Consider the following 14,021-nt stretch of genomic DNA (forward strand, 5'->3'; position numbering starts at 1 on the left):
CCCTATTCCAATCCATTTAAAATGAGATCAACAGTCGCCGTAAAGGACTTGGCACCTTCGATACACAAATGGTCGTCATCCACGAACCACTCACTCGGATAACCATGATTACCCATCCTGTTTCTATCAATAAATTTAAAATTGGAATAACTTTTTTCAAGTTCTTGAAAACGGGAAACAAATTGTTCTGCAACACTTCTACGCAACCCATAACGACCATAGGCACCCGTATTCTGATAATCCGGATTTTGAGGGAACAAAATTCCAATGACAACGACATCCTTATTTTGTGCACTTTGAATAATGTCTACAAGAGACTCAAAACTTTTTTCATACAAATTCTTTTCCGAATCATACGCGGAACTATCTCCTTCAACCAACGGAGGATTAGCCCAACCGCCGCAGAATGGATTCATAATAGCGCCACGATCAACTTCATGCAACAAGTACGGTTTCACCTCTAAATAGTTTTTCGTATACTCAAGCAATCCCTCCGGATAACCGTCTTGCCAGTAGTTATGATTTTTGTCGTAAACATAGCCCGGATATTTCTTATAAGCATTCTTGAATAAGTTATCGCTTTTATCGCCATCCGGCTTGTTCCAGAAATCAATATCCAAAGACAGCACAACATATTTCAGTTTTTTCAGATGAGGGAACAAATACAATTCAAGAAAATCCCTTGACATGTGAATGCTATTGGGAGTCTGCGCAAAATTCACCATAAAGAAACGGTTACTCATCAACGATGGCCACAAGGAGTACAGAGGTCTCGAAGAACCTACCACAGCAACATTGACGGAATCCCTGTATTGCCACAGCAATTCCATATTGTAGCGCATCAGGGCTACTCCCCAGTCATCACCATCATTCATATAAATTCCAGCACTATCCGAATCTAGCGAGATATTCACCTCATTGTTTTTTTCTTGACGGATCCACAAGTTCGGATGCCAAAGTTCATCACCTTCGGCAAGGTCCACCACTTTTCCTTCGGTCAAGTCAATTAGCACCATTTTCGTATGGGCGCCGTTCACATTCGTAAGCGTCGCTACGACAAAGTTACCATTCGAAGCCCATTCGCCATGATCAAAAGAATATCCCGCCGGAGCAGCCAGCGTCAGAATCAAGTCACCTATACTATCAACGACAAGAAGCCGCTCGTGCGTGCCATAATTTTCTCCAGCATATTCACGCCCAGTCTTGCTTCCAAAATCAAGGAACAGAGTACGTTTGGAACCATCTTTCGCAAGAGACACATTACAGGCCTGTTCCCCATTATACCATACAGTATCACGGCCGGAAATGCGGGCACGAAGAAGGCGAGCCCCCGTTACAGCAAGGGAGTTGTCTCCGCTGAGACCCCCATGATAAGCTCCGTCAAAAAGTTTTTGCGGTTTACCGAATTTGCCATTTGCAAAAGAGACCTGCCAGGTAGACGACATTTTGAATGCTGATTCTTCCTTGTTGTTCCCCGCGTCATTCACATAAACAATCACCGTATCGCCCGAATCAAGTACGCGCCATCGCGGAATTGCCGCCGATTCAACCTCCAGCTTGACTAGGTTCAAGCCTTCGGCACTCAAGTCCCGCACATAAAGGGACGATTTTCCCGATACACCTTCAAGCCCCGTACAGAACGCCACCCGCTTGCCGTCCGGAGATATTTCCGGATGATAGACATCAAGGGTATCCGCAATTTCAACCACCGAAAGAATTCCGCTAGAATAATCTACATAGGCCAAATTTTCAGTCAAATCGTTACGGAACGCGAGACGAACCTGATTCGCTCCCACCACGGAACGTAACGTCGCAGAGCTCGCAAGCGGCACAATTCTGCTTGATGCAGCTTTTCCGTTATTTCCCATCCAGACCGCAGCAGGAATTGCGCCAAAAGCGAGTCGGAAACCGACATAATCTGCACGAGTCGAAGATGTCACCATATACACGTCGCCTCGACTATACAAATTAATCGATGTTACAGGATTGCGGTATGAGCCCCCCTTGACAACACGCTGTCCCAAGGCACCTCCATCAGGGGCACCGACAAAGTTCGTCACCGTCGTATCACGGAAAATGCCTAACCAGTCGTTGACCCATTCCATGGCATTCCCCATCATATCGCAGAACTGCACCGTTGAATCCATCTTTCCGCAAACACGGTGCAGTTTATAATCGGAATTTTCCGCAGTCCAGCTATGCTCCGCATTCCATTCGGACGATGCCACTAAAATCCATTCAGCTTCCGTCGGCAACCGATAGGCATTCACCTCCGGTCGATAAGCAAAGCCATCTAAGGCTGTACAATGCTTTTCGGAGTCAAAAACAGCCGACGCATAGGTATAGGCCGTATCAAATCCCTCGCTCTTGCTTCGTTCATTCGCAAAAAGAACCGCATCATAGAAAGTGAGACTTGTTGCCGGAAAGCTATCATTATCGCAGTCTAAAACAAGTCCAGAAACATTTTCCATCACCGAATTGAACTCTCCACAGGTCACCTCATGACGCCCTATCGAGAAATCGTAGTCAAAACGGGCCCGCATTTCGGGGCGTTCATTCACCTTCGCCTTGGAATCCAGAGTTCCAAGAACAGTAACGGATTTTAGCGTCTGCACACGCAGCATTCCTGCGAGGGTATCCGTGGAAACATCCACCAAAGTTTTTTTTTCAGCCGACACGCCCACCGAATTAGAGCAGGAACAAACCAGCAGGGAAAAGAATCCGCATATCAACGCAAGCCATTTCATATTCAAATTTCCTTTTCCCTAGCAGTGACAAGTCCTACTCAAAAGTCCTCAAGACTGCATTGATCCGCCTCGTCATTGTTGGTGCACCGATAATGCACAAGTGATCCGTATCAGCAGCAAATGCATCAGGATAATCGTGATCCCCCATCTTGTTTTCGTCCATGAGCTTGAAATTGGGGTAAGATTCATCCAGTTTCTTGATTTTTTCAATCAGTTTCTTGGCAGTACTCCTACGAAGGCCATAACGACCAAAAGCACCTGTTTTCTTGAAAGCAGGACTTTGTGGGAAAATCACCCCGACCACATTGACATCGTGTGCTTGCGCTTTTTTGATAATCCCTTCCAAGGCAGCCATATTATCATCTAACAGATACTGCTGATTATCATAGAGAGTCGAATCCATTTCTGCGTCTACATCTTCCCCCCACGAACGGCAATTTATCCCTAGAAGGCGCCCGCGGTCTCTCACAAAATTAGGTTCATCCGAAACAGTCAAATAATTTTCAGTATACTCCAGCAAGCCCTCCGGATATCCCGATTCCCAATACCCATGATTCATATCATAAACATAGCCTGGATAATCAGCATAACGAGTCGCAAAGAAGTTATCCCCTCCAGGACCATCGATTTTATACCAGAAATCAATATCCAGCGAGATGATAATATATTTCAACTTCTTAAAATGCTTGTACACATACAGATCGAGAATATCCCTTGATGTATAAATTGAATTCGGCGTCTGAGCCAAATTAACCACAAAAAAATCTTTGTTGAAAGACCAGGGAGAAACCGAATTCAGCGGCCTCGAAGAACCAACGACAACCACATTCGCCGAGTCGCGATAGCGCCAAATCAATTCCATGTTGAAGCGCATTAAAACGGCGCCCACATCGTCATCGGCCTTCATATAGACGCCAGCACTGTCAGGTTCAACTTTAAATTTTGAAAAATTCATCGGCGTATACGCCCAGAAATTTGGATGCCAAAGGTCATCCCCTTCCACAAGGTCCACGACCTTACCGTCATCCATCTGGACAAGAACGATTTTTACGTGGGAGCCATTCGAATTCGAGAGAGTCGCTACAGCCAAATCCGAACGGCCACGCACCCATTCCGCGTGGTCAAAAGTATATCCGTCCGGAGCAGCCACCGATTGAATCAATTTTCCGGTGCTATCAGCGACAAGAATTCGCTCGTGAGTCCTGTAGCTTTCGCCCACGAATTCCTGCCCCACTTTTCCTCCGAAATCAAGGAACAACGTCTTTTTTGCAGAATCCTGCGAAAGCGAAACATTGCAAGCCTGTTCTCCTCCATACCACACTGTATCGCGGGCATTCCCCGTCACCGTCGCCCCCGACTCTGCAATTCTTGCACGAAGCAGACGCGCCCCCGTTACGGCAAGCCGCCGATCCGTTGATATTCCTCCATGATAGGCTCCATCAAACAGTTTTTTCGGTTTCCTAAAACTTCCCTTTCTAAACGGGACTTGCCAAGTTTCCATTTTTGCAAAAGTAGAATTTTCCTTGTTGTTTCCCGCATCGGTCACATAAACGATCACAGTGTCGCCGTTTTCGAGGATGCGCCATCTCGGAATGGCAGCATTTTCGACATCGAGTTTCACTACGCTTCCAACATCGAGTTTCACTACGCTTCCATCTTCAATGTCCAAAGACCTCACGTATATTTCTGACTTTCCCGAAACCCCCTCAAGCCCCGTGCAGAAGGCGACAAACCGACCGTCCGGAGAAATTTCAGGATGGTAAACCGGCATCGTATCCGCAATTTCCTTTACATAAAGGACTCCGCTTGAATAATCCAGAAGCGAAAGGTTTCCCGAAATGTTATTCCTAAAAGCAAGCCTCATCTTGTAGGTTTTCGTGAATTTTCGGATTGACGCGGTATTCAATAGCGGCAGGGCGCGACTCACAATCGTACTACCTTTATAATCAATCCACATCGCTTCGGGAATTCTACCAAAACCGAGACGGAATCCTACATACACCGCTCGCGTCGTCGAGGTTACAGCGTAGACATCTCCACGACTGAATATGAAAAGATTCTTTTCTGTCGTCTGGTAAGAGCCGCCCTTAATCACTCTTTCACCAAGGCTCCCTCCATCTGGCGCCCCCACATAATTCACGACTGTCGTATCGAGAAATTTGCCAAGCCAATCATTTGACCATTCCATAGCATTTCCCACCATATCGCAGGGAACGTTTGCATTTTTTTCTAGCGAACAAACCTTGTGCAACTTATAGTCCGAATTTTCGGCCACCCACCCTTTTTTAGGATTCCAATTCTTGTTTGCAACAAGCATCCACTCTGCCTCGGTGGGCAAGCGGTACGCGTCTACTTCAGGATGAAAAACGAGACCCTCGATTCCGGTACAATGATGAGCATCGTCAAAAGACACATCGGTATAGGTATAAACCGTATCCAGACCGATAGCCTTGCTCATTTCGTTCGCATAAAGAACAGCGTCGTAATAAGTCAGATTCGTCGCAGGAAGGCTATCGTTTTCGCATTCCAATTTAAGCCCTGTCTCAGGAACCATCTTTGCATTGAAATCGCCACAGGTCACCTCATGACGCCCTATAGAAAACGAATAATCAATCTGAACCTTCATGGAAGGGTGCTCACGATCCAGCGACAAGGGAGCATTCGTTCCCAAAGTAACCGATGCATTCGTGGGTTTTACACGAAGCATTCCCGGAAGAGAATCCTGCTTAAGTTCCACACGCATTTCATCGGGAGTTTCCGGCCCTACCGAATTTGAGCAAGCTAGCAACAACGATGTTATGACAAAGACTAGGAATAATCGCATTTGCTAAAAATAGCAATTTTGCCCTACCGGCACCCTTACAAAAACGCTACAAATGGTCCGGTAAACGACTTTTCGCAATTTCTTGATTCACCTTGATTCCAGGATATTCCGGGAAAAATTCCTCGGCCATGCGGTACCAGGTCAGGGCCCTGCGCAAATCCGTATCTAGGAACAGATTTCCCATATCAAAAGCGGCCAATCCCACAAACTGCGTAGAGGTCAGCGGCTTAAATTCAAGCCCCGTCCAGGGGCCAGCCTTGTACTTTTCCCGGTACTCAGCATCCGTATAAGAAAATCCCCGACGATTAGGTTCCAAATTGACCGCCGTTTCAGAATTTCCATAGCGCAAGAACACATGCCCCGGAAGGAGAATCACCGAAAGCGGAACATTCCTTTCCTCGGAAACCATCATCGCCAGCCACGAAAGTCCCATGCAGCCGGATTTTCTCGTTTGCAGAACACGGGTTGGCAAAATGGCATTTTCCGAAACCGCAGAATCACCTGCACCCGCAAATTCAATGTTCCAGTATTCCCACAAAAGGGACTTTAAACTATGCAAGGTGTCCCCAGACAGAGCAAGCGAACTGTCAAAAAAAGCGAGTCCCGCCTTCCACGCCACAACCGAATCCATGCAGCCAGGCATTTTGTCTTCAAAGGAACAGGCTGCGTCGCGAAACCCCATCGTTTCTGTGCGACCACTCCAAAGCACCAGTGCCAAGGACATCGCAAATACGAGAATCAGCACCGGCCAAAACAGGCGCTTCGCAAGACGGGATAACCTAGAGAACATCCTGATCTACAATCCGTCCCATTCCATCGGAGACTGCCAAAAGTCGCGAGCCGTCATCATATAAATCACAAGTCGCTTACTCTGCATATCCTTCTTCATTTTCATCATACGATGGTACACGCCGGGGCCGCCACCCCAACTGGTAAGCACCTGCACATCGAGGCCCGTTGCATAGGCCAGGAGCGATCCCGGTCCACCGCTCTTTTGGTCCACCGATTCAAACACGCCCGTGAACGAGTCGCCCATCAAGAGGATTGGCGCATTCTTGCCCCCCTTGTAAGCTTCTGTCCCCTTGAAAACCTTCATCACAGACAAAGTATCTGCCGGATACTTCGACTTTTCGGCATCGGGCATATGAGCCACCAGGTCGCCTTCGCGAAGCGTCCTGGTTTCCTGCATATTGAGCGTTCCCGGCTGGGCGCCGGATTCCGCATACCAGGAATACTGCGTCACGCGGGAAGCCAACTGTTCAAGCGCCGCAAGCATTCCCGAAAGCGCCCAGTGCGTATCGTAGCGTTGATAACTAAAGTGGGGCGGTTCATCCCCCGCCTTTGCCGCCATGAGCGCTGGGTAGACATCCAGGACATCGAGTCCCGCGGCAAGCATTTCGCGGGTAAATTCACGGCCCGCCGGATTCACGCAAAGATCCGCAGCAGTTCCTTCTACAAGGCGTTCCCCATAAATTTCTTCCTTCACGGGAATCGGGACCACCAATAGCTGGACGCCAAGGGAATCAAGATACTTCTTGAGTTCCAGAAGGCGCGGCAGCGGATTGTGCAAGCTATCCTGCGCCGTAATCTTGTCTGCAGTCAGATAGTTAGCATTGCGGCGGAACCAGAGCATTTCATTCGACGCCCAGGCGTTCTGCTCCTTAGGCAATTTATGGAGCGTTTTCGAAAGTTCATCGCGGAATTTTTGCGTCGCATCGTTCTCCGGGCAGGAACCTTCGACCGAAGCAAGCGTCTGCAGGCGGAACGCAGAACTCGTATCAAGAGCGCGGTTCACGGTAACCACCTCGCCCGCCTCGGCCAGGGAATCGGCGGTTCGCTTTGCACGCAACGCCTCGTCGCTCAAGCGGAAGGCCGGAGCCTCAAAAGCAACCCACGTCGGAGTCCCCATCGGGTTTCCGCGCATCACCGCAAACGGCCTGTTCTTATCACCTTCCCAGGGAGCACCCGCCGTATGCGGTTCCAAGTCCGTATTCAAGGTCGGATACCAGTAAGACGACAACGTTCTTGCCCAATTCATGGCATCGTCGATATTCATTTCTCCCGTCAGGTAGTAATTCAGGATTTCGGCTGTTTCACCCTTTGACGCCAGTTTCAACTTTCCGTAGAACACGGTCCGTCCCGTCCATAAAGCGGGCATCACCTCGACCCACCATTCCACCGAACCATCGCTCAGGGGCACACCCCACAAGCGTGAAACGGTCTGGAATGCACGGAAAACCTCGGGTTCGTTCCACTTGACCGCCTCGACCGCATTCAGCAAAACACCCAGCGAATCATTCCCGGTCTGCGCATAGAGAATCTTTGACAAAGGTTCCCAGGCCAGGGGCTGTCTTTCTGCAACAACGGCGGGTTCATGTTCCGAAAGCGAATCGAGCATCGGGAACGGGTATTCCGCAAGCTTTGCCGACGCCATTTTTCCCGCATAGTTTTCAGGCTTTTCGTCCTTGCCCGCCTGGCGGATCGGATTGTTGAAATAGGCCGCAAAATCAAGCGCTGCCAAGGTCGGCTTATCGACAACACGCACCTGCTTGTCGGCACTCATCACCTTCAGTTCAAAAACCGTAACCGGCGTAGAAGGTTGCGGAGGCATCACCTTCGGGCGTTCCGATTCCTGCACAGCACTATTTGCGGAACCTTCCACGGCATCCGGTTTACTAGAGGCACAAGCCGAAAGCCACACAGCCGCCACAGAAGCGACCACCGTCAAGCCAAACATCGTCTTTATCGAAAAATTCATATTTCAAACCTTAATTTGAAAGGTACCGGGCCGCTCTAAAAGTCCCCACAAATGCGACAGAGGCTACAGTTAAAGAAAAAAATAGGGATTTCAATAAGTTCATAACGCACCGTGTTTTAGTGAAAATAGAAAAAAGAGCGCTTCAAATTACTAAATTTGGGGTACTATGAGCTTAAAATTTGAAACCCCCATTACCGAAGTTCCGCTGTTCCACCAGGGTAAAGTACGCGACATGTACGACCTGGGCGACAGTTTCCTGATGGTCGCCAGCGACCGTCTTTCCGCTTTTGACGTGGTGCTCCCCACCCCGATCCCTGGTAAGGGCAAAATCCTCAACCAGCTTTCGCTGTTCTGGTTCCAGCACCTCGGCATGAAGAACCACCTCATCACCGCCGATGTGAACGAATACCCGGCCGTTTTGAAGAAGCACGCCGACTACCTCCGCGGCCGTTCCATGATCGTGAAGAAGGCTCACCGCCATTCCGTGGAATGCATCGTCCGCGGCTACATCGTGGGTTCCGGCTGGAAGGACTACCAGAAGACCGGCAAGATCTGCGGTCATGTTCTCCCGGAAGGCTTGCAGCTCTGCCAAAAGCTGGAAAAGCCGCTCTACACGCCGAGCACCAAGCCCGACGTTGGCCACGACGAAAACATCAGCTTCGAACAGACTTTCGACATCGTTGGCGAAAAGGTTGCAACGACACTCCGCGACATGTCTTTGGACATCTACACGAAGGCCCGCGACTATGCAGCAAGCAAGGGCATCATCCTTGCCGACACCAAGTTCGAATTCGGTGAAATCGATGGCGAGACTATTCTCATCGACGAAGTGCTCACGCCGGACTCCAGCCGTTACTGGCCGGCCGACAAGTACCAGGTGGGCAAGAACCAGGAAAGCTTCGACAAGCAGTACGTTCGCGACTGGCTCGAAACTCTCGACTGGGGCAAGACCTACCCGGGTCCGGAAATTCCGGCAGACGTCGTGAAGAACACGCTCGCCAAGTACGAAGAAATCTTCGTGCGCCTCACCGGCAAGCAGCCGGAACTCTAATGAGACCGCTCGGCTCTATCGCATAAAAAAGATTGTGATTTCGCCTCGCTACCCCCGCAAGGGGGGCCATATCCACATAAGCACTAAAGTGCTAAGTGGCCAAAGGTCGCAACCACGCCTCGTTAATACGAGGCGTTTGTTGCTCACGGGAGACCGCACTATTTAAAAACGCAGATTAAAAACGCAGATCTTCGCGTCTGCGTTTTTTAGTTTTACTTCTTGATTAAACGAAGTATTCCCTGCTTGTTGAATTCCAGGCTGTCTTTCGGGAAGGGATTCTTGGCTTCGGCGCGGAGCACGTAATGAACACCTTCGCCGAGGTCGACTTCGGAGCCGGATTTGGCCGGAACACCTTCGCCGAACAAAGAATCTGCCGCCATCAGCAAAGCTTCTTGCGGGTCTTCGGCACTCGCTGCAATGCACAAATCCGGCAGCACGAACGTTGCTAGCCCGAGCGTATAAATCGTATCACCCGCTTCTACGAAATTGATCCACGGGTCCATCGGGTATTCGCCATCGCCCACTTCTTCGCGGAAACCCGCATCGGTCCAGGCGGCGCCACATTGCTGCATGTACACGCCAAGCGCACCTGCGTTCAAGACTTTCAGAATGGCCATATTCACCTGGGTCACTTCGTCGATATTCTTGACTTCACCGAGCAAGAATAGCAGCGATTTGTGAGCATCGATTGCGGCTGCTGTTTCAGCGGGAATATCCTGATGTTCCTTGAAAATATCGTCAAGGCCATCCACATGTTCCTTGCGGACCACCTTGAACATTACGCTGCAACCGGGAATAATCGCCGACGTCGCATCGGCCGCAAGCGTCACCGTTTCGGTTAAAGCGAGGGGTTCGTTAACTTCTTTTGTGAGAGGGAAAGCAAGAATGAATTGAGGCATAGTTAGTTGAATGAAGAATTAAGAATGAGATGAGTCATCCTGGAGCGTGTCATCCTCGAAGCGTAGCGGAGGGGAGACGGGATCCAGCATTGGATACCCTCCCTTCGGTCGAGAATGACATAAGTTCTTTAACAGCATCTTTCAGTAGGTTATTCTCTCCTGGTTTCGGGAGGGCCACGCAGGCTTTTTCACCAATCGTTGCAAGCAGGCTTTCTGTCGAAAACCTGGATTCATCGATAGTCGCGGCGAAACCTTCGCGAGCAAGATCGCGTCCGAGAATCACCTGTTCATACTGTCCCGGAGTCGGTACAAATACACAACGGGCACCAAGGACAGCCATGTCCATCACGGTGCTGTAACCGCCGCGCGAAATCACCCACTGTGCCGACCGCACCACAGAAGCAAACTGCTCGTCCGGCAGATGCGTGAACAAGTCCAGGTTATTTTCATTGGAAGTCTTCAGCCCAAGCGACGGTTTTCCAAGAATAATCGCATGACGTCCCGGAATTTTGACAAGTACTTTACGCAACAGGTTCTCGAAGCGGGTTCGGGCAGGTTCCACCCCCGAAACAACCGCCACGAAACAATAGGGACCGAGTTTGCCCAAACAAGTCGAAGAATCCCACTCCTTTCCGCCGAATCTTGACAACGCCCCTACATACTTTACCGGCACCGGGCAATTTTTCACATGCGAAAGCGAGCCCGCATAGCCAGGAAATTCCGGCAAGTCCGGCACCCAGACCTCGTCAAAATGTTTCATCACCGAGGCTTGCCAAAGCATCCCGAGCGATTCAAACGCTGACAGCACACGGGGAAAGGCAATACGCCGCTGGTGCGTCATATAAATCGATTTGGCATTCCGGCTATAAAATCCAAAACGATTATCGGAGACCAGTACATCGTAGTGGAAACGTTTCACCATTTCCTCGGCAATACGATGTTCATAATTCATCACCGTCCGCAAATGGGCTCCGTTCTTCACAAGCCAGAGTCCCATATTGTAGCCGTGCTTCGGGTACACAATGTTGTAAGAAGGCACTAAACGCTGCCGAAGTTCCGGGAATATACCCCGTAAAAGCCCTGCATTGGAACGCACTACGGCAAGTTCGACTTCAGCCCCGTGATTCAGGAATTCCCGAATCACGGGCACGCAACGAGTCGCATGCCCAAGCCCCCAGTCAAGCGGTGCTACCAGGACTTTCAACGAACGGCCTCCAGCCAGACATTCGCCCAGTCGCCGTGATCGCAGTCCTTGTCCTTCTTATCTCCTTCATCTAAGCGGAGTTCCAATACTTTCACGCCGGATACGTCAACATTGATATTCTGCTTTTCCGTCGAATACAATCGTTTGCTGCGGAACAATTCACGGTTGTCGCCCAGAACAATAAACGAAGCACCATCGCCGCAAGCACTTTCGTCATCCAGGCCGATGGTCGCATGCAACGTTGAATAACTACGCGGCAAACTGTAGCGGATAAACGCCGGGGCGTGCGAACCGATACCGTAGCGGAAGACTTCCTTGTCGAGCGTCAACTTGCGATGTTCAACCGTCGCATTCATCTGCGGTTGTCCCCACGCCTGTTCAAACGCATCGATTTTCAACTTCGAAAGCAGTAACACCTCCGGAGTTTCCACAAAGAAATCCTTCACAAGTCCAAGCGTATCAGAATCGGGCATCATGCATTCAAAGTTCACGCGGTTCATACCTGCCGTAATCTTCGCGGAATCCAGCAGCAAGGTATCGGCTTCCTGCGTAATAACCAATTCCTCCTGCAGTTCGCCATTCAGCGAGTAGTTGCAGGTAATCGCCTCGGGGAAACGCTTGTTCACGACCATCGCCCCATCGGCCATATCACCCACGAAGAAATTCTGCTGGTATGTCGATACACCCTTCTTCGCAATAATCTTATATATCGCAAGAGGATAACCGAACAGCTTTGGTTCAATCAACACGCGCTCACTCTTGTAATCCTTCAGGATTTCGTCTACCTGGTCCGTCGTCTTGAATCCCACCACACGGGACTTCCGGTTGAGTTCGCCGTAGCCATCCTGTCCGCGAACCATGTAGATATTTCCACCGGACTGCTGTTGCCACTTGGCAAAGGTCTCGGTATCCCACCCCATAAAAGTGCGTTCGCTAAAGGAACTATGCCTAGAGGCAAGCATCTGCCAAGGTCGTGCATAGATGAATATGGAGTTTTCGGGGAAAGACTCCAAAGATTTGTCCAAATAGTCTTCTTCACCCAGCAGCTTATTCTTGTAATAAAGCATATTGTGACGGAAGCTATCCCCATGGTAAATCATGAGTCCCACCGAAAGGGCCACCGATACCGCCAAAACAATCTTTCCAGCCGCATCAGGTTTCATCTTGGTCGTAAAGGCAAGGGCATCAAAGAGTCCCAATGCCATAATCAGAGCAAACAGCGGAAGCGCCACCAGCACGTAACGTTGATTGATGTCAATCGTAAACGTTCCCGACACATTCAGGAGGATTACAAAAATCTGCACGCAGAAGGTAATTCCAAGCAAGGCCCCACGCCAGTAACGACGCGAATAAATCAGACGGAATAGGAGCCACGCAGTCGCTGCCAGAAGAATAATCGTAAAAGTCGTGTAGAACGGGTTCATCATGATTCCGCCAAAAGACGAATCTTCTTTTAAGTTCAACATGATTTCGATATTTGTCTTCAGATTGAACCACAGATTTTCAAGCGAATGAGCCGCATGTTCACCCCCCTGGAAATCGTAGCCGCGGTAGGCCGCCATCGTGTTCACCGAAGGCCAGCTCACCGCAATCACAGATGCCACAAAAAGCGGAAGTCTATGCGCCTTTTCAAAGAAATACTTGTAGTAATAAAGTGCAAAAGGAATAAAGGCAAAAACAGTCTCTTGGCGAGTCTGTGCAAAGAATCCGAGCAGCGGGACCGTCAGCAGGAAATGTTTCCAGTTCACCTTGTTCGCCGGGACAAAGGCATACCACGCCATCAGAGCAGCAAGCAAGAAGATGTAAAGCACTTCTGTCGAGGCCGACCTGGCCTGCAACAAATAAATCGGCATTCCACCCAAGAAAGCGGTCGCCGCAAGTGCCGCCCAGTCATTCTTGAACCACTTGGAAAGCGCAAAGAAAAAGAACAGGAGACTCAACAGGTAGAAAGGATAGTTGACCAGCAAGGCCGTGTCGCGCCCCGGTTCCATGAAGTTGAACACCAGCGAATAGACGAACCCGAGCGCCTTTCCTTTAAAATTATTCACTTCGGTCTTACAATCCAGGACCCCATCTTTCCAGATTCCCTCGTTACAGATGCCTCCCGTATGATCAAAATACATCTGGAGTCCCATTGACTCCCAGCTAGTCTCGTCGCTCAGCACACGGTGCGTATTGCTGATATTCCCGAACATGAACACCGAGAACACAAGTGCAATTCCGGCAAAGGCGCAGATGCTTTTTCCCGAAGGCTTGAAATTCTTTCTGCCGCGCAAAATCTCGGGCAAGTTCACCGCCAACCCCACAACCAGCAGGATAAAAGTCGAAAGAATGGCGTAGTAGCCCCAGTCGATATCCCAACGTCGAGCGTACGAAACAGTCAAATTGTTGAAAACAAGGAATGCGCCCACCAATACGGCAAGTGTAATTCCCAACACAATAAAATGCCTGCGACTGTTACCCAGGCGTTCAAGAATATTCTTCATGTCCCTAATTTAGTTAATTATTTCGTTCAAAATTCAGAGTTCTGAATTCAGA

General features: G+C 49.6%; 8 protein-coding genes. 1 reads left to right on the top strand and 7 read right to left on the bottom strand.

The window, feature by feature from the left end:
- Nucleotides 1–2: 2 nt before the first annotated feature.
- The 4 genes from Q0P86_RS06595 to Q0P86_RS06610 are packed head-to-tail and all read right to left on the bottom strand — an operon-like array spanning nt 3 to nt 8,329.
- Nucleotides 3–2,747, bottom strand: coding sequence for a TIGR02171 family protein (locus tag Q0P86_RS06595; RefSeq protein ID WP_295038223.1), 2,745 nt, complete (start codon nt 2,745–2,747; stop codon nt 3–5).
- 34 nt (nt 2,748–2,781) lie between these two features.
- Nucleotides 2,782–5,571, bottom strand: coding sequence for a TIGR02171 family protein (locus Q0P86_RS06600; RefSeq protein WP_295038226.1), 2,790 nt, complete (start codon nt 5,569–5,571; stop codon nt 2,782–2,784).
- Between the two features lie 46 nt (nt 5,572–5,617).
- On the bottom strand, nt 5,618–6,361 hold the full coding sequence (locus Q0P86_RS06605) for a transglutaminase family protein (RefSeq protein WP_294112455.1): 744 nt from the start codon (nt 6,359–6,361) through the stop codon (nt 5,618–5,620).
- 6 nt (nt 6,362–6,367) lie between these two features.
- On the bottom strand, nt 6,368–8,329 hold the full coding sequence (locus Q0P86_RS06610) for a hypothetical protein (protein WP_295038228.1): 1,962 nt from the start codon (nt 8,327–8,329) through the stop codon (nt 6,368–6,370).
- Between the two features lie 166 nt (nt 8,330–8,495).
- Between Q0P86_RS06610 and Q0P86_RS06615 the strand changes: the two genes are divergently transcribed.
- The gene (locus tag Q0P86_RS06615; protein ID WP_073055694.1) at nt 8,496–9,380 is read left to right on the top strand and encodes a phosphoribosylaminoimidazolesuccinocarboxamide synthase; all 885 of its coding nucleotides are present in this window, start codon (nt 8,496–8,498) and stop codon (nt 9,378–9,380) included.
- A gap of 212 nt (nt 9,381–9,592) precedes the next feature.
- Here Q0P86_RS06615 and Q0P86_RS06620 read toward each other — a convergent pair whose 3' ends face one another.
- From Q0P86_RS06620 to Q0P86_RS06630, 3 genes are read right to left on the bottom strand one after another with little or no spacing between them, the layout of a single operon-like run.
- Nucleotides 9,593–10,279 (bottom strand): hypothetical protein, encoded by a 687-nt coding sequence (locus Q0P86_RS06620; protein WP_295038231.1) that lies wholly within the window; start codon nt 10,277–10,279, stop codon nt 9,593–9,595.
- Between the two features lie 49 nt (nt 10,280–10,328).
- A complete protein-coding gene (locus tag Q0P86_RS06625) occupies nt 10,329–11,483 on the bottom strand; it encodes a glycosyltransferase (RefSeq protein WP_295038234.1) in 1,155 nt (384 codons plus the stop codon).
- Nucleotides 11,480–13,969: an NPCBM/NEW2 domain-containing protein gene (locus tag Q0P86_RS06630; RefSeq protein WP_295038237.1), complete on the bottom strand. Its 2,490-nt coding sequence runs from the start codon at nt 13,967–13,969 to the stop codon at nt 11,480–11,482. The genes Q0P86_RS06625 and Q0P86_RS06630 overlap by 4 nt, the downstream gene beginning before the upstream one ends.
- Nucleotides 13,970–14,021: the final 52 nt, after the last annotated feature.

This window comes from uncultured Fibrobacter sp. (assembly GCF_946062555.1).
Classification (GTDB): domain Bacteria; phylum Fibrobacterota; class Fibrobacteria; order Fibrobacterales; family Fibrobacteraceae; genus Fibrobacter.

Excerpts from the sequence above, each read along its gene's own strand:
- Q0P86_RS06595 (WP_295038223.1), bottom strand. The coding sequence starts at position 2,747 with ATGAAATGGCTTGCGTTGATATGCGGATTCTTTTCCCTGCTGGTTTGT.
- Q0P86_RS06600 (WP_295038226.1), bottom strand. The coding sequence starts at position 5,571 with ATGCGATTATTCCTAGTCTTTGTCATAACATCGTTGTTGCTAGCTTGC.
- Q0P86_RS06605 (WP_294112455.1), bottom strand. The coding sequence starts at position 6,361 with ATGTTCTCTAGGTTATCCCGTCTTGCGAAGCGCCTGTTTTGGCCGGTG.
- Q0P86_RS06610 (WP_295038228.1), bottom strand. The coding sequence starts at position 8,329 with ATGAATTTTTCGATAAAGACGATGTTTGGCTTGACGGTGGTCGCTTCT.
- Q0P86_RS06615 (WP_073055694.1), top strand. The coding sequence starts at position 8,496 with ATGAGCTTAAAATTTGAAACCCCCATTACCGAAGTTCCGCTGTTCCAC.
- Q0P86_RS06620 (WP_295038231.1), bottom strand. The coding sequence starts at position 10,279 with ATGCCTCAATTCATTCTTGCTTTCCCTCTCACAAAAGAAGTTAACGAA.
- Q0P86_RS06630 (WP_295038237.1), bottom strand. The coding sequence starts at position 13,969 with ATGAAGAATATTCTTGAACGCCTGGGTAACAGTCGCAGGCATTTTATT.